Here is a 19,984-nt window from a genome sequence, read left to right on the forward strand (position 1 = left end):
TCTTAAAATATACTAAAAATGATAAACTTAATGTAATAGTTGATGTCGTGATAACGATACAAAGATGAAGTAATCAATTTTAATATTATTGGAGTTAGTGATATGAAAAGAACGAAAGGTGAAATCGAAGCTGAAATCAGTAAAGCCATTACGCAATGGGAAAAAGATTTCCTTGGCAGAGGTTCCTTGTCAGTTAAATCAGACATTTTAAGAGATATGGTGATTATTAGTTTACAAGGTATCTTAACGCCAGCAGAATATCGTGTGTGTAGTACGAATGAAGGATTACTAAATATTAAACGAACACGTTCTGAATTAGTTGAATCCGGTGAGCAAGATTTGAATGATATCATTCTTAAAATTACAGGTATCAAAGTGATGAGCTTCCACAGTGATTTAAGTACAGTTACAGGTGAACGTATTATCGTATTCAAACTTGAGGATAATTTGGAAAAGCATATTTAAGAAGGTTAGGTATGCTTCTGCTGGCTTATTAAAGCTATAGAAGTATGCTTGGTTAAACAGCGCAACGCCATATATTTGGGTGTGCTGTTTTTCTATTACATGATGTGTTTATTACGTGGATGAATGCGTGGGTCTGAATATAGCCCGTGAAAGGCGTATGTCATAAAATTTGCGAATGGTGACAAGTCAACGCAAGCATATTTGTTGCGAGACATGCCCACTATCCTTTTACATAAAGAGTATATGTGTGACGTAGGCATATAATCGATAAAGTATACCTAAAAAATTAGGTATAATGACCATTGTTGCAATAAGTTTTTCGGCCTTGAAACCGATAACGCATAGTATAATAGGAATAAAATATAATACAAATATCCAGTAAATCAAATTTGAAAACGATGGATGAATAGGGGTAAAGAATCTAACTAATGTAATGATTAACGCTATATAGACAAAAATAACTCTATTGATACGCCTTACCCCCTCTGTATAATAAATATAGATCGTACTAAATTGAAAATAGCAAAATATTGTTATTTCAATTATACAATGTTTTATTTGCAATATACATAACAATATGAACTTTATAATTTTGATATTGTCGGTAAAGTGAAATTTGTGGCACATTGATATTATGGATAACATTTGTAAAATGAAAATGATGATACGAGGAGATTGTAAGATGATAGATAAAAAATTAACATCACCGAAAATGACAGTGCCTTTATTTTTAATCGCGCTGATTGTATTTATAGGTATGTTTTACGGTGTAGTGACAAATCAAGAATGGCTTAAAAATATAGATATGGGATCATTAACATGGTTTACAGATTATTTCGGTGAGCCACAACGTCAGTATGTTAACAATTTGTTTAATTATTATATGACGTTTAGTGCGGAAATTGGAGATGTCAAAGGTGTCGTGTTGATTTCAATTATCGTCACAATCATACTGTTTATTAAACAGAGGCATTTAGCGGTTTGGTTTGTGACATATTTGGTTTCAGGTGTCATCATGAACAAATTAATTAAAGATACTGTTTTACGTCCAAGACCATATAATCATTTAGCCGTTGATACAGGCTTTTCATTTCCAAGTGGACATTCCAACGCCAGCACATTATTATATTTCGCCTTAATGATCATTATTATTTCAGTTGCTGCTAAGACAATAACAAAAGTGTTGAGTGCGCTAGTTATGGGAATATTATGGCTTAGCATATTATTTTGTCGCCTTTATTTTCATGCACATTACTTTTCAGATGTCATTGGCGGCACGTCACTAGCAATCATTTGGGTAGCGTTATTCTTAATGGTATACCCATACTTTATTAATCATCGACGACAACGCGTTTAGCAAACATCTTTAGACATAGTGGAGGTATATAGAAAAATGAGAATTAAAACACCGAGTCCATCTTATTTAAAAGGCACAAATGGACATGCGATATTATTATTACATTCATTTACAAGTACAAATCGGGATGTGAAGCATCTTGCAGCTGAGTTAAATGACCAAGGATTTAGTTGTTATGCACCGAATTATCCAGGTCATGGTTTACTGTTGAAAGATTTCATGACATATAATGTAGATGATTGGTGGGAAGAAGTTGAGAAAGCTTACCAATTTTTAGTCAATGAAGGTTATGAATCTATCAGTGCAACGGGTGTGTCTTTAGGTGGATTAATGACATTAAAATTGGCGCAGCACTACCCGTTGAAACGTATCGCTGTCATGTCAGCACCAAAGGAAAAAAGTGATGATGGCTTAATAGAACATTTAGTTTATTATAGTCAACGCATGTCGAATATTTTAAATTTAGATCAGCAAGCATCGAGTGCGCAATTAGCAGCAATTGATGATTATGAAGGTGAAATTACGAAGTTTCAGCATTTTATTGATGATATCATGACAAATTTAAATGTTATTAAAATTCCAGCTAATATATTATTTGGTGGTAAAGATGAGCCATCCTATGAAACAAGTGCACATTTTATTTATGAACATTTAGGATCAGTAGACAAAGAATTAAATGGTCTGAAGGATTCGCATCATTTAATGACACATGGAGAAGGCAGAGATATTTTAGAAGAAAATGTTATTCGCTTTTTCAATGCTTTAACATAATTGAAGATTTTAAATATTAACACTTGAGTGACGATGTTATTATATTTGTCATTTGAGTGTTTTTTGTGGCGTGATAGTATAGGGAACTTAGACAAAGTTAATTTGTAGTGTGATGTCGTGGAAATATTATGGGCATTGTACCTGAAGTTGTTATGTGGCGAGATATTGGCGCACGTATACAGCGTTGAACCAGAAATTTTAATGTAGCGTAATGACAACACATTACAAGAGTTGACTATATTATGATAAATACAGGCGCTACCGTATTAATGAAACAATTTTGATGCAGGTGTATTGCATGTTATTTACATACATGTTAGAGTGTTACTTAAACACGTAGACGCTTTAACGCTTTAAAGGAGATGTGAATGATGAAAAGACAACAATCACAATGGAAGTCATCAACTGGATTTATTTTAGCTAGTGCGGGTTCTGCAATCGGTCTTGGTGCCATGTGGAAATTCCCATATATGGCAGGGATTTATGGCGGCGGTGCCTTTCTAGCTATGTTCTTAATATTCACCATTTTTGTTGGGTTGCCATTACTCATTATGGAATTCACTGTTGGGAAAATGGGACGGACATATACAACACAAATATATAGTAAATTAACTGGTAAAAAATGGCTCAATATCATTGGCTGGAACGGTAATTTGGCCGTGTTTATTTTATTTGGCTTCTATAGTGTTATCGGTGGTTGGATTGTCATTTACATCGGACAAGTATTATGGCAATTAGTTATATTTCAACGCATCAATCATCTCCAAGAAATGAATTTTGAAGCGGTAATATCAAATCCTTGGTTAACTGTTCTAGGGCAAGGTATATTCATATTCGCTACGATGATTATTGTCATGTTAGGTGTTGAAAAAGGATTAGAAAAGGCATCGAAAGTTATGATGCCATTGCTGTTTGTCTTTTTAATCATCATTGTGATTAAGTCTTTAACATTAGATGGTGCCTTAGAAGGTGTGAAATTTATTTTACAACCAAGAGTATCAGAGATTACTGCTGATGGCATCTTGTTTGCGCTAGGTCAATCATTCTTTACGTTATCATTAGGAACTACAGGTATGATTACTTATGCGAGTTATGCCTCTAAAGACATGACGATTAAGTCATCAGCTATTTCTATCGTTGTTATGAATATCTTTGTATCTGTATTGGCAGGCCTAGCTATATTTCCGGCGTTACATAGTTTTGGCTATGAACCACAAGAAGGGCCTGGATTATTATTTAAAGTACTGCCAATGGTCTTTAGTCAAATGCATCTAGGCACATTATTCTATTTGGGATTCTTAGTGCTGTTCTTATTTGCGGCTTTAACGTCATCTATTTCTTTATTAGAATTAAATGTTTCTAACTTCACGAAGAATGACAATACAAAACGTAAAAAAGTCGCAGTGATCGGTAGTATTTTAGTATTTATCATTAGTATTCCAGCAACCTTATCTTTTGGTATCTTAAAAGATGTAAGATTCGGTGCGGGAACGATTTTTGATAATATGGATTTCATCGTTTCGAATGTATTGATGCCATTAGGCGCATTAGGTACTACGCTTGTCATAGGACAATTATTAGATAAAAAATTATTACAACAATATTTTGGTAAAGATCGATTTAGATTATTCAATGGTTGGTATTACTTAATTAAGTATGCGATGCCTGTCGTTATTATTTTAGTCTTTATCGTGCAATTATTTAGTTAATATATAGAAGCATCTGACACACAAGTATTTGTGTTGCTCAGGTGTTTTTTTGTTTGGAATTGAAAAGTTAGTACTGGTTCTGAATTAATCGAAACTTAGATAATTGCAAAATAACAAAATGTCGTTTATAATTCTTATCTGAAAAGTAAGAATTAAAATTGAGACATGAAGAAAGGTTTCATTCATTTGATCGGCATGTCAGATGAGGGTGCATCTATGATTACTTATGATTTAATTGGCAATACACCATTAGTACTGTTAGAACATTATAGTGATGATAAAGTTAAAATTTATGCCAAGCTTGAACAATGGAATCCTGGAGGCAGTGTTAAAGACAGACTCGGGAAATATTTAGTAGAGAAGGCAATTCAAGAAGGGCGTGTGCGTGCAGGTCAAACTATTGTTGAAGCGACTGCTGGTAATACAGGCATAGGGTTAGCTATTGCAGCGAATAGACATCATTTGAAATGTAAGATCTTTGCGCCGTATGGTTTTTCAGAAGAAAAGATTAATATTATGATAGCGCTTGGTGCAGATGTTTCAAGGACGAGTCAGTCTGAAGGTATGCATGGGGCACAATTAGCTGCACGTTCCTATGCTGAAAAATATGGTGCCGTTTATATGAATCAATTTGAATCCGAACATAATCCGGATACATATTTTCATACATTGGGACCCGAATTGACTTCAGCATTACAGCAAATTGATTATTTTGTGGCTGGTATTGGCTCTGGCGGTACATTTACAGGTACCGCACGTTATTTAAAGCAACATCACGTGCAATGTTATGCCGTTGAGCCAGAAGGGTCCGTGTTAAATGGAGGGCCAGCTCATGCACATGACACTGAAGGTATCGGTTCTGAGAAATGGCCGATATTTTTAGAGAGACGTCTTGTAGATGGGATATTTACGATTAAAGATCAAGATGCCTTTCGAAATGTCAAAAGTTTGGCTATAAATGAAGGGTTGTTAGTAGGCAGTTCTTCAGGTGCAGCATTACAAGGTGCATTGAATTTAAAAGCGCAATTATCTGAAGGTACGATTGTTGTCGTATTTCCAGATGGTAGCGATCGATATATGTCTAAGCAAATATTTAATTATGAGGAGAATGATTATGAATAAGAAAACTAAATTAATTCACGGTGGACACACAACGGACGACTATACAGGTGCAGTTACTACACCAATTTATCAAACAAGTACATATTTACAAGATGATATTGGTGATTTACGTCAAGGATATGAATATTCTCGTACTGCGAATCCAACAAGAAGTTCTGTAGAAAGCGTTATTGCGGCATTAGAAAATGGCAAACATGGCTTTGCGTTTAGTTCAGGTGTTGCAGCTATCAGTGCAGTTGTTATGCTGTTGGACAAAGGTGATCATATTATTTTAAATTCAGATGTATACGGCGGTACTTATCGCGCATTGACAAAAGTATTTACACGATTTGGCATTGAAGTGGATTTTGTAGATACAACGCATACAGATTCAATTGTACAAGCGATACGCCCAACAACAAAGATGTTGTTTATTGAAACACCTTCTAATCCATTATTACGTGTTACTGACATTAAAAAGTCTGCTGAAATTGCGAAAGAACACGGTTTGATTTCAGTCGTTGATAACACATTTATGACACCTTATTATCAGAATCCATTAGATTTAGGCATCGATATTGTCTTGCATTCTGCAACGAAATATTTAGGTGGACATAGTGATGTCGTTGCTGGTTTAGTTGCAACATCGGATGACAAGCTTGCAGAACGTTTAGCATTTATTTCAAATTCAACAGGTGGCATTTTAGGACCTCAAGATAGCTATTTACTTGTGAGGGGTATTAAAACATTAGGTTTACGTATGGAACAAATTAATCGCAGTGTTATTGAAATTATTAAAATGTTACAAGCACATCCAGCTGTGCAACAAGTGTTCCATCCAAGTATTGAAAGTCATTTAAATCATGATGTCCATATGGCTCAAGCGGATGGCCATACAGGTGTGATTGCATTTGAAGTGAAAAATACAGAAAGTGCCAAACAATTGATTAAAGCAACATCGTATTACACATTAGCTGAAAGTTTAGGTGCAGTGGAAAGTTTAATTTCAGTACCTGCATTGATGACACATGCATCCATTCCAGCAGATATTCGAGCTAAAGAAGGTATTACAGACGGACTTGTAAGAATTTCTGTAGGTATTGAAGATACTGAAGATTTAGTCGATGATTTAAAACAAGCACTAGATACGCTATAAATAATAGCAGCACTAGCATATATTTTAAGATCAACTTAAATTGATTTTGAAAATGCTAGTGCTTTTTTGTGCGATGTTAATCATTCGTGATTGAGTTATGGAGGTTTGGTGGACATTTGTATGGATTTAATTTGATAAATGTCATAGTAGTCTCACAATTCATCATTGTCACATGAATTAATTATTTTTTTAATTTTTTAGAAAATTCGGCAAATTGTATTGACGATATATGCAATTTTACATATAATGCTCTTATTCCTAGTGGATTAATAAGAATTTGTAGGAGGGGCGATGATGATTGAGTTTCGACAAGTTAGTAAATCATTTCATAAGAAAAAGCAAACAATAGATGCTTTGAAGGACGTATCATTTACGGTCAATCGCAATGATATTTTTGGTGTGATTGGATATAGTGGTGCAGGAAAAAGTACGTTGGTAAGACTCGTGAATCATCTTGAAGCTGCCTCGAATGGACAAGTGATTGTAGATGGACATGATATTACGAATTATAGCGAAAAAGGCATGCGAGAAATTAAGAAAGATATCGGTATGATATTTCAGCATTTCAATTTATTAAATTCAGCTACGGTATTTAAAAATGTAGCAATGCCACTCATTTTAAGTAAGAAAAGCAAAACAGAAATTAAGCAACGAGTAACGGAAATGCTTGAATTTGTAGGATTGAGTGATAAAAAAGACCAATTTCCTGATGAATTATCTGGTGGGCAGAAGCAAAGGGTGGCTATTGCAAGAGCGCTTGTTACTAATCCGAAAATACTCCTATGCGATGAAGCAACAAGCGCATTGGATCCAGCAACGACTGCTTCGATATTGACGTTATTAAAGAATGTCAATCAAACCTTTGGCATTACAATTATGATGATTACACATGAAATGCGCGTTATTAAAGACATTTGTAATCGTGTTGCTGTAATGGAAAAGGGGCAAGTGGTTGAAACAGGAACTGTTAAAGAGGTGTTTAGTCATCCTAAAACGACGATTGCTCAAAATTTTGTGTCTACAGTTATACAGACTGAGCCAAGTACATCATTGATTCGTCGATTGAATGACGAACAAGTTGGCGGTTTTAAAGATTATAAAATCTTCGTCGAGGAAACTCAGGTGACACAACCGATTATAAATGACTTGATTCAAATTTGTGGCAGAGAGGTTAAAATTTTATTTTCATCTATGTCAGAAATACAAGGTAACACCGTATGTTATATGTGGCTTCGATTTAATATAGATCAACAATTTGATGACACGGCAATAAATCAATATTTCAAAGAGAAAAATATTCAATTTGAGGAGGTGCATTAACATATGTTTGGTTCTGATTTAGACAGTGCACAGTTATTACAAGCATTGTACGAAACGTTATATATGGTATCTATTGCTTTATTTTTAGGAGCAGTGATTGGTATTCCATTAGGTGTCTTATTGGTAATTACTCGAAAACAAGGCATATGGCCCAATATAGTGATACATCAAGTTTTAAATCCTTTAATCAATATTTTAAGGTCACTACCATTTATTATTTTGTTAATTGCGATTGTGCCATTCACAAAATTAGTAGTAGGTACTTCAATTGGTACGACTGCTGCCATCGTGCCTTTAACTGTATATGTGGCACCTTACATTGCAAGACTTGTTGAAAACTCATTATTGGAAGTAGACGAGGGGATTATTGAAGCGGCGAAAGCGATGGGCGCTTCACCACTACAAATCATTAGATATTTTTTAATTCCTGAAGCGTTAGGTTCATTAGTATTAGCAATTACCACTGCGATTATTGGACTTATTGGAAGTACGGCGATGGCAGGAGCTGTTGGCGGTGGTGGTATAGGAGACTTAGCTTTAGTGTATGGTTATCAAAGATTTGATACGACGGTCATTATTATTACCGTTATTGTATTAGTCATTATTGTCCAAGTGATTCAAACGCTAGGGAATGTCCTAGCTAGATTCATACGTAGACATTAATGATATATAGTGAAGATTTTGAAAGGAATTGATAGAATGAAAAGATTGATTGGGTTAGTTATCGTAGCACTTGTATTATTAGCAGCGTGTGGTAGTAACAATGATAAAAAAGTAACAATTGGTGTCGCATCAAATGACACTAAGGCTTGGGAGAAGGTTAAAGAATTAGCTAAAAAAGATGATATTGATGTGGAGATTAAGCACTTCTCCGATTACAATTTACCGAATAAAGCATTAAACGATGGTGATATTGATATGAATGCATTCCAACATTTTGCATTTTTAGATCAGTATAAGAAGGCACATAAAGGAACAAAGATTTCAGCATTGAGTACAACAGTTTTAGCACCGTTGGGCATTTACTCAGATAAAATTAAAGATGTCAAAAAGGTTAAAGATGGTGCTAAAGTTGTCATTCCAAATGATGTATCAAACCAAGCACGTGCACTTAAACTATTAGAAGCAGCTGGTTTAATAAAACTGAAAAAAGATTTCGGATTAGCAGGTACAGTGAAAGATATAACGTCAAATCCAAAACATTTAAAAATTACTGCAGTAGATGCACAACAAACTGCGCGTGCTTTATCTGATGTCGATATTGCAGTTATTAATAATGGTGTAGCAACTAAAGCGGGTAAAGATCCTAAAAATGATCCGATATTTTTAGAAAAATCAAATTCAGATGCTGTAAAGCCATATATTAATATTGTTGCAGTTAATGACAAAGACTTGGATAACAAAACATATGCTAAAATCGTAGAATTGTATCATTCAAAAGAAGCTCAAAAAGCGTTGCAGGAAGATGTCAAAGATGGAGAGAAACCTGTTAATTTATCTAAAGATGAGATTAAGGCAATAGAAACGTCATTAGCAAAATAAATTATATTGCGTCCTACAAGCAAAGTTCATGCTTACGTTTGTAGGGCGTTATTGTTTGACAATAAAATTATTTCCAATAGAGAAAGGGAATGTAATCATTTTATAGTGAAATATTATGAAATTGTAATAATTTAGATATTGTAAAATCTAATAAGTTGTAATAATTTTAAGGGGTAATTATAAAATTTGATGATACAGTATATGATTTTTTTGTAATCATAATGTCATCAAACATCAACCTATTATACATAATAAAATCGTATAATGATGTAGTATTCATAAATTCGGATAAAAGAATGTTAGGAAAGTTAAGCAAGAGGAGGATTTTAAAGTGCAAAAAAAAGTAATTGCAGCTATTATTGGGACAAGCGCGATTAGCGCTGTTGCGGCAACTCAAGCAAATGCGGCTACAACTCACACAGTAAAACCGGGTGAATCAGTGTGGGCAATTTCAAATAAGTATGGGATTTCGATTGCTAAATTAAAGTCATTAAACAATTTAACATCTAATCTAATTTTCCCAAACCAAGTACTAAAAGTATCTGGCTCAAGTAATTCTACGAGTAATAGTAGCCGTCCATCAACGAACTCAGGTGGCGGATCATACTACACAGTACAAGCAGGCGACTCATTATCATTAATCGCATCAAAATATGGTACAACTTACCAAAACATTATGCGACTTAATGGTTTAAATAATTTCTTTATTTATCCAGGTCAAAAATTAAAAGTATCAGGTACTGCTAGCTCAAGTAACGCTGCGAGCAATAGTAGCCGTCCATCAACGAACTCAGGCGGTGGATCATACTACACAGTACAAGCAGGTGACTCATTGTCATTAATCGCATCAAAATATGGTACAACTTATCAAAAAATTATGAGCTTAAATGGCTTAAATAATTTCTTTATTTATCCGGGTCAAAAATTGAAAGTAACTGGTAATGCATCTACGAACTCAGGATCTGCAACAACTACGAATAGAGGTTACAATACACCAGTATTCAGTCACCAAAACTTATATACATGGGGTCAATGTACATATCATGTATTTAATCGTCGTGCTGAAATTGGTAAAGGTATTAGTACTTATTGGTGGAATGCTAATAACTGGGATAACGCAGCGGCAGCAGATGGTTACACTATCGACAATAGACCTACTGTAGGTTCTATCGCTCAAACAGATGTAGGTTATTATGGTCATGTTATGTTTGTAGAACGTGTAAATAACGATGGTAGTATTTTAGTTTCAGAAATGAACTATTCAGCTGCACCAGGTATTTTAACTTACAGAACGGTACCAGCTTACCAAGTAAATAATTATAGATATATTCACTAAAGTCTTACGTATATAAATATATAATGAATTCCTATTACATTTCACAAGCTGAAAAGTTGGATTGAATCCTAAACTTTATGGCGGGGCTATCAAAGTCGTGATTGTTGTAATAGGAATTTTTGTATAAGAAAAAGGATTGGTCGAATGAACTTCATGTTCTATGTTCGACCAATCCTTTTCTGAATTAGTATTCATGCTTTACTTTGCGAATGCTTGTAAATAATCTAGCACCGTTTGTTATTAAAGTAACAACTGCCACTGCTTTTTTGAACTTACGTGGTGACTTAATTGAAATGTAAAAGTCTAACACGGTTCCTACAGTGCTTAAACCTAATGAAAGATATACTAATTTTTTATTTTTAGCATGATATTTATAGCCATTGTAGCCGTCGACTATGAAACCTGCGACATTTAGTAAACTTGATAAACGTTGTGATTTGGAACGTTTTGCCATAATAATAATTCCCCCTAGTATCTTCTGTTTATATGAAAAGTTGGGTGCGCTGAATTGCTAACGTTTTGCGCTATAACTACTCATATATGATAACATAATTGTACAGTATAATTTGAAAAATTGATTTCACAAAGTTGGGGTGTCAAAGATGATTAAATGTGTCTGTTTAGTTGAAGAAACAGCTGATAAAATATTGCTTGTTCAAGTAAGGAATCGCGAAAAGTATTATTTCCCAGGTGGTAAAATAGAAGAAGGAGAATCACAAGTACACGCGCTGTTAAGAGAAGTAAAAGAAGAATTAAATTTAACATTAACAATGGATGAAATTGAATATATCGGGACAATTGTAGGTCCTGCATATCCACAACAGGATATGTTAACTGAGTTAAATGGATTTCGCGCATTAACCAAAATCGATTGGGAAAACGTAACTATCAATAATGAAATTACGGATATACGCTGGATTGATAAAGATAATGATGCGTTGATTGCGCCTGCTGTCAAAGTTTGGATTGAAACGTATGGTGGTAAACATGACAAATAATGACACCATCATGTTACGACATTATGTCCCACAAGATTATTCGATGTTAGAAGCTTTTCAATTAAGTGAAAGTGATTTGAAGTTTGTTAAAACGCCAGAGGAAAATATTACAGCTGCAATGTCTGATAATGAAAGGTATCCCATCGTTGTAATGGATGGCAGGCAATGTGTGGCCTTTTTTACATTACATCGTGGAAAAGGGGTCGCACCATATAGCGATAACCAAGATGCAGTATTTTTCAGGTCATTTAGTGTTGATCAACGTTATCGTAATAGAGGAATAGGTAAAGTGGTAATGGAAAAATTGGCGTCATTTATCACTTCAACATTTCAGGATATTAATGAGATTGTGTTAACGGTTAATACTGACAATCCACATGCCATGGCACTTTATCGCCAACAAGGATATCAATATATGGGAGATAGTATGTTCATCGGAAGACCTGTTCATATTATGGCGTTAACTATAAAATAAATTAAATTTAAAAGCATCTTTACTCATCGTCGACCACAACAATTAATGATGAATAAAGGTGCTTTTTGTTATAGATCACCGGACAATTTAATATAGTAAAAAGCGACCTAGTGAACAATTGACATATATCCACAGGTCGCTTAACTTAAGTTATATTGCTAGTTGCGATTAATTGATAGACTCATCATTTTTGCGCTGTCGAGATGGTCTTTTTATTAAAAATGCCGTAATCCAAGCCGTAATCGGAATACTGATTGCAACGGCAATACCGCCTAAAATAATAGAAATAAATTCTTGGGCAAATATTTTCGAGTTTATAATATGACCAAATGAATATTTAAGTTTGAAAAACCAAATAAATAAAGCAAGTTGGCCACCAAAAAAGGCAAGGTAAATCGTGTTCGCAGATGTCGCTAAAATTTCTCTACCAACACGCATGCCAGATTGGAATAATTCGTATTGCGTAAGTGTTGGATTTACTTGATGCAATTCATAAATGGGTGAACTAATGGTAATCGTTAAATCTATCACAGCTGCAATAACAGCAAGAATAATAGTGAACACCATAAATTGAACCATATCAATGCCAATATTCATTGAATACACATATGTTTCATCTTGTTGTTCGGTTGAAAAGCCTTGTAGATGACCGAAGTAGACAGATAAATAAATGAGTGTAATCAACAATATTGTTGTAACGATAGTGCTGATAAATGCAGCTTGTGTTTTAACATTGTAACTATTGAGTACGAATAAATTACAAGCGCCAATAATAATGCAGAAAAAGAATGTGACGACATAAATCGGTACGCCAAAAATAATCAATACAATACTAATAATTAAAATAGCGAAATTTAAAAATAGGGTTAAATAAGAGATGAATCCCTTTTTACCTCCGAAAATTATCATCAGAAAGAGGAGCAATAACGCCAATATAAATACAGCATTCATTGTTTCGCCCTCCTTAATGTTTCAAATATTTCCATAAACAATATTGTGATAGGAATTGTAAGTACGATACCTATACCGCCTGTTAGTGCGCGCGCAATTTCTAACGACCAATTCATCGAAATAGTATAAGTCACAGTATTTGCATTTTTTAAAAAGATTAAAAACATAGGTAGTGCACCGGATAAATATGAGAATAATAAGATGTTAGTCATTGTTCCCATAATATCTTGGCCGATGTTTCGCCCAGCAAGCGCCCATCTCCTCATTGAAATGTGTGGCGTACGCTGTAAAATTTCATGCATACCACTAGCAATTGTAATTGCAACATCCATAATAGCGCCAAGTGAACCTATTAACACTGAGGCTAGGAAGATATCTTTCGGTGGTAATGATAAAAAGTTCATCGTTTCATATTTAATGCCTTTACCATCTGTCATATATATGATTAATTCTGTTAAACCTATACTCAAAAAAGTTCCGATAATTGTACTGGCTATGGTAATGAGTGTACGCATATGCCAGCCTGTAACGAGCAATAAAGTGAGTATTGTTGAACAGATCATGGCAATGGTCATGAGTAAGAATAAATTAATATTGCTATGTTGAATATGAATGTAAATTGCGATTAATATGGCAATAGAATTCAAGATTAACGATAAAATCGATTGCAGTCCGACTTTGCGACCAACCAATAATACAGTTAATAAGAACAAACCAGTGATGATAACCGTTAAGGTATCACGCTTCTTTTCTATAATATAAGCATCACTCGGCTTGTTAGAAATATGTAATAATACTTTTTCGTGTGTGCGAAATGCCTCAGAATCTGCTTGCGATTTGACGTACTGATGATTAATCGTCGTCGTTTCTCCAGCAAATTGACCATTTAATATTTTGACTTTTAATTGATTTTTATATTTAATATCACGATTATTTTGTGCATCTTTTGTAGGTGTCGAAGAAACATGTTTGACATCTATAATTTGACCAATTGGTTTGTTGTAAAAGTTCTCATTATTGAATGTAAATAAAATAGCACCAATGAATGCGATGCAGAACAAACCTAAAATTATATTAAATGGCTTTGTAAATAAATTTCTATATTTCAAAAACAAAACCCCAATTCTATGAATGAATTAATATGGTGATTATACGCCCTTAATTTTTTATTTTCAAAGATATTACTGCTAAGTGTAAAACGAAAATCATCATTGATAGCATCGAATTACTTAATGGAATGTAGACGTTTTAGTCATTAATTGCTGAATAAGTGTTAATAATATGCCAATATCACTCTTTGTATAAGGCTCCTTTGTAATAGCACATATCGTTCTTTTTAATTCAGTATGATCTAATTTTATATCTATCCATGATTTAGATTCTGGTAAATGTATATTTTGTGATGAAATGATGTAACCTTCTTTTTGACGAAGGAGATACTGCGCAAGTGGTTGGCTACTGATTGTGTATACATCTGATTTAGTAATCTTGCGCAATTGTTTTTTTACAGTTTCGGCAAATGGTGCCAAGCAATAAATATGACTATGCTCAAACTGAATTAATGGTGGGTGTGTCGCCATCGTAATTGGATCGTCTGAAGGCGCATATAAATGATAGTGCTCTTCGAATAAAGGTAGCATATGTAATTGTTTGTGTTTACGTATTTCTGGTGTAAGTTCCGTGAAACCAATGTCTATATTCCCATTTAATACGCTATTTATAATCGTGTCATGATCTAATAAGCTCGGTATGACATGTGTATCATTTTGTAAATGAAACGTTTGGATAAGTGGTAGTAACATGTGGGATACGTCACTCTCATCATAGCCAATGTAGATACTTTTATTTTTAGTTAATCCATGGCTTTGAAATTGTTCAATCGTGCTATCTAAATGTTCAATAATACGCAGAGCTTCATTAAATAATAATTTCCCTTCAGATGTGAGCGTAATATTGCGTCCTTGCTTTTTAAATAAAGACACATTAAGTTCTTGTTCTAATAATGTAATTTGACGGCTTATCGCTGATTGAGCAATGTTTAGTTCAAGTGCTGTTTCGGAGATATGTTCTCTTTTAGCGACCTCGATAAAATATCTTAATTGTTTAATTTCCATAGCGATATAGGCACCTCCGAAAATGAGTGTTTTGTAACTATTATAGCAATATTATTGATAAATGTTCTATTTTTTAGATGAATATCTTCTATTTTATATATTGAACAGATAAATTTTTTAGATTATAGTAATTATCATTAATAACTAATATCAGAATATTCTAAAAAAGGGGTGTGCATCATGCACAATGAGAAATTAATTAAAGGCTTATATGACTATCGTGAGGAACATGATGCGTGTGGTATTGGTTTTTATGCGAATATGGATAATAAAAGGTCTCACGACATCATTGATAAATCGCTTGAAATGTTGCGACGCTTAGATCACAGGGGCGGGGTCGGCGCAGATGGCATCACTGGTGATGGCGCAGGTATTATGACTGAAATACCTTTTGCATTTTTCAAACAACATGTAACGGACTTTGATATCCCAGGTGAAGGTGAATATGCCGTGGGGTTATTTTTTTCCAAAGAACGCATTTTAGGTTCTGAACATGAAGCAGTTTTTAAAAAATATTTTGAAGGCGAAGGGTTATCAATTCTTGGTTATCGTAATGTACCAGTTAATAAAGATGCCATTGCTAAACATGTAGCAGATACGATGCCAGTCATTCAACAAGTGTTTATTGATATTAGGGGCATTGAAGATGTTGAAAAGCGTTTGTTTTTAGCGAGAAAACAATTAGAGTTCTATTCGACTCAGTGCGATTTAGAATTGTATTTTACGAGCTTATCACGCAAAACAATTGTATATAAAGGTTGGTTACGATCAGACCAAATTAAAAAACTATATACAGATTTATCGGATGATTTATATCAATCAAAGCTAGGGTTAGTGCATTCGAGATTTAGTACGAATACATTCCCGAGTTGGAAAAGGGCACATCCTAACCGTATGTTAATGCATAATGGTGAGATTAACACGATTAAAGGTAATGTAAACTGGATGCGAGCACGCCAACATAAATTAATCGAAACATTATTTGGCGAGGATCAACATAAAGTGTTTCAAATTGTCGATGAGGATGGTAGTGACTCTGCTATTGTAGATAATGCGCTAGAGTTCTTATCGTTAGCCATGGAGCCAGAAAAGGCAGCGATGCTACTCATACCTGAACCTTGGTTATACAATGAAGCGAATGATGCAAATGTACGTGCGTTTTATGAATTTTATAGTTATTTAATGGAACCGTGGGATGGTCCTACAATGATTTCGTTCTGTAACGGTGACAAACTTGGCGCGCTTACAGATAGAAATGGATTACGTCCAGGTCGTTATACGATTACTAAAGATAACTTTATTGTCTTTTCATCTGAAGTGGGTGTTGTGGACGTACCTGAAAGTAATGTTGCTTTTAAAGGTCAATTGAATCCTGGAAAGTTATTGCTTGTTGATTTTAAACAGAATAAAGTCATTGAAAATAATGATTTAAAAGGTGCGATTGCTGGAGAATTACCATATAAAGCGTGGATTGATAACCATAAAGTTGACTTTGATTTTGAAAATATACAATATCAAGATTCGCAATGGAAAGATGAGACGTTATTTAAATTACAACGTCAGTTTGCATACACGAAAGAAGAGATTCATAAGTATATTCAGGAACTTGTAGAAGGTAAGAAGGATCCTATCGGTGCAATGGGATATGATGCGCCAATTGCAGTGTTGAACGAGCGACCAGAATCACTATTTAATTACTTTAAACAGCTGTTTGCACAAGTTACGAATCCACCAATTGATGCGTATCGTGAAAAAATCGTAACGAGTGAACTTTCTTATTTAGGTGGCGAAGGTAACTTACTAGCACCTGACGAAACGGTTTTAGATCGTATTCAATTGAAAAGGCCGGTATTGAATGAATCACACTTAGCAGCGATTGATCAGGAACATTTTAAATTAACTTATTTATCAACGGTATATGAAGGGGATTTGGAAGATGCGTTAGAAGCATTAGGCCGAGAAGCAGTGAATGCTGTAAAGCAAGGCGCTCAAATTCTAGTGTTAGATGACAGTGGATTAGTTGATAGCAATGGCTTTGCAATGCCGATGTTACTCGCAATAAGTCATGTGCATCAATTACTTATTAAAGCAGATTTACGTATGTCTACAAGTTTAGTCGCTAAATCTGGTGAGACACGAGAAGTGCATCATGTTGCTTGTTTACTCGCATATGGCGCGAATGCAATTGTGCCATACCTAGCGCAACGTACAGTTGAACAACTGACATTGACAGAAGGGTTACAAGGCACCGTTGTCGATAATGTTAAGACATATACGGATGTATTGTCAGAAGGTGTCATTAAAGTAATGGCTAAGATGGGAATTTCGACAGTGCAAAGTTATCAAGGTGCACAAATATTTGAAGCGATTGGCTTGTCTCATGATGTGATTGATCGTTATTTTACTGGGACACAGTCTAAGTTATCGGGTATTTCGATTGATCAAATTGATGCTGAAAATAAAGCACGTCAACAAAGTGATGATAATTATCTTGCATCAGGTAGTACATTTCAATGGAGACAACAAGGTCAACATCATGCTTTTAATCCGGAATCTATTTTCTTATTGCAGCACGCATGTAAAGAAAATGACTATGCGCAATTTAAAGCATACTCTGAAGCGGTGAACAAAAATAGAACAGATCACATTAGACATTTACTTGAATTTAAAGCATGTACACCGATTGACATCGACCAAGTTGAACCGGTAAGTGACATTGTCAAACGCTTTAATACAGGGGCGATGAGTTATGGATCGATTTCAGCGGAAGCACATGAAACGTTAGCACAAGCCATGAACCAATTAGGTGGAAAGAGTAATAGTGGTGAAGGTGGCGAAGATGCAAAACGTTATGAAGTACAAGTTGATGGAAGCAACAAAGTAAGTGCGATTAAACAAGTTGCTTCTGGGCGTTTTGGTGTAACTAGTGATTATTTACAACATGCCAAAGAAATTCAAATTAAAGTTGCGCAAGGTGCAAAGCCTGGTGAAGGTGGTCAATTACCTGGTACTAAGGTATATCCGTGGATTGCAAAGACAAGAGGGTCAACGCCAGGTATCGGTCTGATTTCACCACCGCCACATCATGATATTTATTCAATAGAAGATTTAGCGCAACTGATACATGATTTGAAAAATGCGAATAAAGATGCAGATATCGCGGTAAAATTAGTTTCGAAAACAGGTGTTGGTACCATTGCATCTGGGGTGGCAAAAGCATTTGCAGATAAAATTGTCATCAGTGGTTACGATGGTGGTACAGGGGCTTCACCTAAAACGAGTATTCAGCATGCCGGTGTTCCTTGGGAGATTGGTTTAGCAGAAACACATCAAACATTAAAACTAAATGACTTAAGAAGTCGTGTTAAGTTAGAAACAGACGGTAAGTTATTAACTGGTAAAGATGTAGCGTACGCATGTGCGCTTGGAGCGGAAGAATTTGGATTTGCAACTGCACCATTAGTGGTGTTGGGCTGTATTATGATGCGTGTATGCCATAAAGATACATGTCCAGTAGGAGTTGCAACTCAAAACAAAGATTTACGTGCTTTATATAGAGGTAAAGCACATCATGTTGTTAATTTTATGCATTTTATTGCACAAGAATTAAGAGAAATTTTAGCATCTTTAGGTTTGAAACGTGTAGAAGACTTAGTTGGAAGAACTGATTTATTACAACGATCATCAACATTAAAAGCGAATAGCAAAGCGGCTAGTATTGATGTTGAAAAACTGTTATGTCCTTTCGATGGGCCAAACACAAAAGAAATTCAACAAAATCATAATCTTGAGCATGGATTTGATTTAACAAATTTATATGAAGTAACGAAGCCATATATTGCTGAAGGACGTCGCTATACAGGTAGCTTTACAGTAAATAATGAACAACGTGATGTAGGAGTTATTACAGGTAGTGAGATTTCGAAACAATATGGAGAAGCAGGACTTCCTGAAAATACAATTAATGTTTATACGAATGGTCATGCTGGTCAAAGTCTTGCAGCATATGCACCGAAAGGCTTAATGATTCATCATACTGGAGATGCGAATGACTATGTTGGTAAAGGATTATCTGGTGGTACGGTCATTGTCAAAGCACCTTTTGAAGAACGACAAAATGAAATTATTGCTGGTAACGTCTCATTCTATGGTGCGACAGGTGGTAAGGCATTTATTAACGGTAGTGCAGGAGAAAGATTCTGTATTAGAAATAGTGGTGTAGATGTTGTCGTTGAAGGTATCGGTGACCATGGATTAGAGTACATGACTGGTGGACATGTCATTAATTTAGGTGATGTAGGTAAGAACTTCGGTCAAGGTATGAGTGGTGGTATTGCTTACGTTATCCCGTCTGATGTAGAAGCTTTTGTTGAAAATAATCAACTAGATACGCTTTCGTTTACAAAGATTAAACACCAAGAAGAAAAAGCATTCATTAAGCAAATGCTGGAAGAACATGTGTCACACACGAATAGTACGAGAGCGATTCATGTGTTAAAACATTTTGATCGCATTGAAGATGTCGTCGTTAAAGTTATTCCTAAAGATTATCAATTAATGATGCAAAAAATTCATTTGCACAAATCATTACATGACAATGAAGATGAAGCGATGTTAGCTGCATTTTACGATGACAGTAAAACAATCGACGCTAAACATAAACCAGCCGTTGTGTATTAAGGAAAGGGG

General features: G+C 34.8%; 18 protein-coding genes. 13 read left to right on the top strand and 5 right to left on the bottom strand.

The features are described 5' to 3' along the window. The first annotated feature begins 102 nt into the window (after positions 1-102). A complete protein-coding gene (locus NSS86_RS00790; RefSeq protein ID WP_000831496.1) occupies positions 103-465 on the top strand; it encodes a DUF2294 domain-containing protein in 363 nt (120 codons plus the stop codon). Between the two features lie 228 nt (positions 466-693). Here the strand turns inward: NSS86_RS00790 and NSS86_RS00795 are convergent, their stop codons facing one another. Next, positions 694-1,110 carry a hypothetical protein gene (locus NSS86_RS00795; protein WP_001789536.1) on the bottom strand — a complete coding sequence of 139 codons (417 nt, stop codon included), beginning with the start codon at positions 1,108-1,110 and terminating at the stop codon, positions 694-696. A 37-nt stretch (positions 1,111-1,147) separates the two neighbouring features. Here NSS86_RS00795 and NSS86_RS00800 point away from each other — a divergent pair, with 37 nt between their 5' ends. From NSS86_RS00800 to aaa, 9 genes are all read left to right on the top strand, one after another. Beyond that, complete coding sequence (locus tag NSS86_RS00800) at positions 1,148-1,822, top strand: phosphatase PAP2 family protein (protein WP_000565813.1); 675 nt, start codon at positions 1,148-1,150, stop codon at positions 1,820-1,822. Positions 1,823-1,858: 36 nt separating this feature from the next. Beyond that, a complete protein-coding gene (locus tag NSS86_RS00805; RefSeq protein WP_001220818.1) occupies positions 1,859-2,593 on the top strand; it encodes a carboxylesterase in 735 nt (244 codons plus the stop codon). A gap of 371 nt (positions 2,594-2,964) precedes the next feature. Next, a complete protein-coding gene (locus tag NSS86_RS00810; protein ID WP_000828719.1) occupies positions 2,965-4,302 on the top strand; it encodes a sodium-dependent transporter in 1,338 nt (445 codons plus the stop codon). Between the two features lie 216 nt (positions 4,303-4,518). Beyond that, complete coding sequence (locus tag NSS86_RS00815; RefSeq protein WP_000634098.1) at positions 4,519-5,424, top strand: cysteine synthase family protein; 906 nt, start codon at positions 4,519-4,521, stop codon at positions 5,422-5,424. Next, the gene (locus NSS86_RS00820) at positions 5,417-6,559 is read left to right on the top strand and encodes a bifunctional cystathionine gamma-lyase/homocysteine desulfhydrase (protein ID WP_001036648.1); all 1,143 of its coding nucleotides are present in this window, start codon (positions 5,417-5,419) and stop codon (positions 6,557-6,559) included. The genes NSS86_RS00815 and NSS86_RS00820 overlap by 8 nt, the downstream gene beginning before the upstream one ends. A gap of 294 nt (positions 6,560-6,853) precedes the next feature. After that, positions 6,854-7,879 carry a methionine ABC transporter ATP-binding protein gene (locus tag NSS86_RS00825; RefSeq protein ID WP_000569281.1) on the top strand — a complete coding sequence of 342 codons (1,026 nt, stop codon included), beginning with the start codon at positions 6,854-6,856 and terminating at the stop codon, positions 7,877-7,879. Between the two features lie 3 nt (positions 7,880-7,882). Further along, positions 7,883-8,542, top strand: coding sequence for a methionine ABC transporter permease (locus NSS86_RS00830; RefSeq protein ID WP_000467994.1), 660 nt, complete (start codon positions 7,883-7,885; stop codon positions 8,540-8,542). 36 nt (positions 8,543-8,578) lie between these two features. Continuing rightward, complete coding sequence (gmpC, locus tag NSS86_RS00835) at positions 8,579-9,421, top strand: dipeptide ABC transporter glycylmethionine-binding lipoprotein (RefSeq protein ID WP_000825530.1); 843 nt, start codon at positions 8,579-8,581, stop codon at positions 9,419-9,421. 331 nt (positions 9,422-9,752) lie between these two features. Beyond that, a complete protein-coding gene (aaa, locus tag NSS86_RS00840) occupies positions 9,753-10,757 on the top strand; it encodes an autolysin/adhesin Aaa (RefSeq protein WP_001170264.1) in 1,005 nt (334 codons plus the stop codon). Between the two features lie 184 nt (positions 10,758-10,941). On the opposite strand, the gene NSS86_RS00845 is transcribed toward aaa, so the two are convergent. Next, positions 10,942-11,211 (bottom strand): hypothetical protein, encoded by a 270-nt coding sequence (locus NSS86_RS00845; protein ID WP_001129473.1) that lies wholly within the window; start codon positions 11,209-11,211, stop codon positions 10,942-10,944. Between the two features lie 148 nt (positions 11,212-11,359). Between NSS86_RS00845 and NSS86_RS00850 the strand changes: the two genes are divergently transcribed. Then, positions 11,360-11,755, top strand: coding sequence for an NUDIX domain-containing protein (locus tag NSS86_RS00850; protein ID WP_000588522.1), 396 nt, complete (start codon positions 11,360-11,362; stop codon positions 11,753-11,755). Beyond that, the gene (locus NSS86_RS00855) at positions 11,745-12,230 is read left to right on the top strand and encodes a GNAT family N-acetyltransferase (RefSeq protein WP_000183672.1); all 486 of its coding nucleotides are present in this window, start codon (positions 11,745-11,747) and stop codon (positions 12,228-12,230) included. Before NSS86_RS00850 ends, NSS86_RS00855 begins: the two co-directional genes overlap by 11 nt. Before the next feature lie 168 nt (positions 12,231-12,398). On the opposite strand, the gene NSS86_RS00860 is transcribed toward NSS86_RS00855, so the two are convergent. The 3 genes from NSS86_RS00860 to NSS86_RS00870 all read right to left on the bottom strand — a co-directional run bounded on the left by NSS86_RS00860 (position 12,399) and on the right by NSS86_RS00870 (position 15,295). Beyond that, complete coding sequence (locus NSS86_RS00860; protein ID WP_000994678.1) at positions 12,399-13,181, bottom strand: YibE/F family protein; 783 nt, start codon at positions 13,179-13,181, stop codon at positions 12,399-12,401. Further along, positions 13,178-14,296 carry a YibE/F family protein gene (locus tag NSS86_RS00865; protein WP_001794550.1) on the bottom strand — a complete coding sequence of 373 codons (1,119 nt, stop codon included), beginning with the start codon at positions 14,294-14,296 and terminating at the stop codon, positions 13,178-13,180. The genes NSS86_RS00860 and NSS86_RS00865 overlap by 4 nt, the downstream gene beginning before the upstream one ends. Positions 14,297-14,410: 114 nt before the next feature. Continuing rightward, positions 14,411-15,295 (bottom strand): LysR family transcriptional regulator, encoded by an 885-nt coding sequence (locus NSS86_RS00870; protein WP_000403915.1) that lies wholly within the window; start codon positions 15,293-15,295, stop codon positions 14,411-14,413. A gap of 180 nt (positions 15,296-15,475) precedes the next feature. On the opposite strand from NSS86_RS00870, the gene gltB reads away from it, so the two are divergent. Next, positions 15,476-19,975 carry a glutamate synthase large subunit gene (gene gltB, locus NSS86_RS00875; protein ID WP_000551341.1) on the top strand — a complete coding sequence of 1,500 codons (4,500 nt, stop codon included), beginning with the start codon at positions 15,476-15,478 and terminating at the stop codon, positions 19,973-19,975. Positions 19,976-19,984: the final 9 nt, after the last annotated feature.

This window comes from Staphylococcus sp. FSL W8-0056, assembly GCF_037963075.1.
Lineage (GTDB): Bacteria > Bacillota > Bacilli > Staphylococcales > Staphylococcaceae > Staphylococcus > Staphylococcus aureus.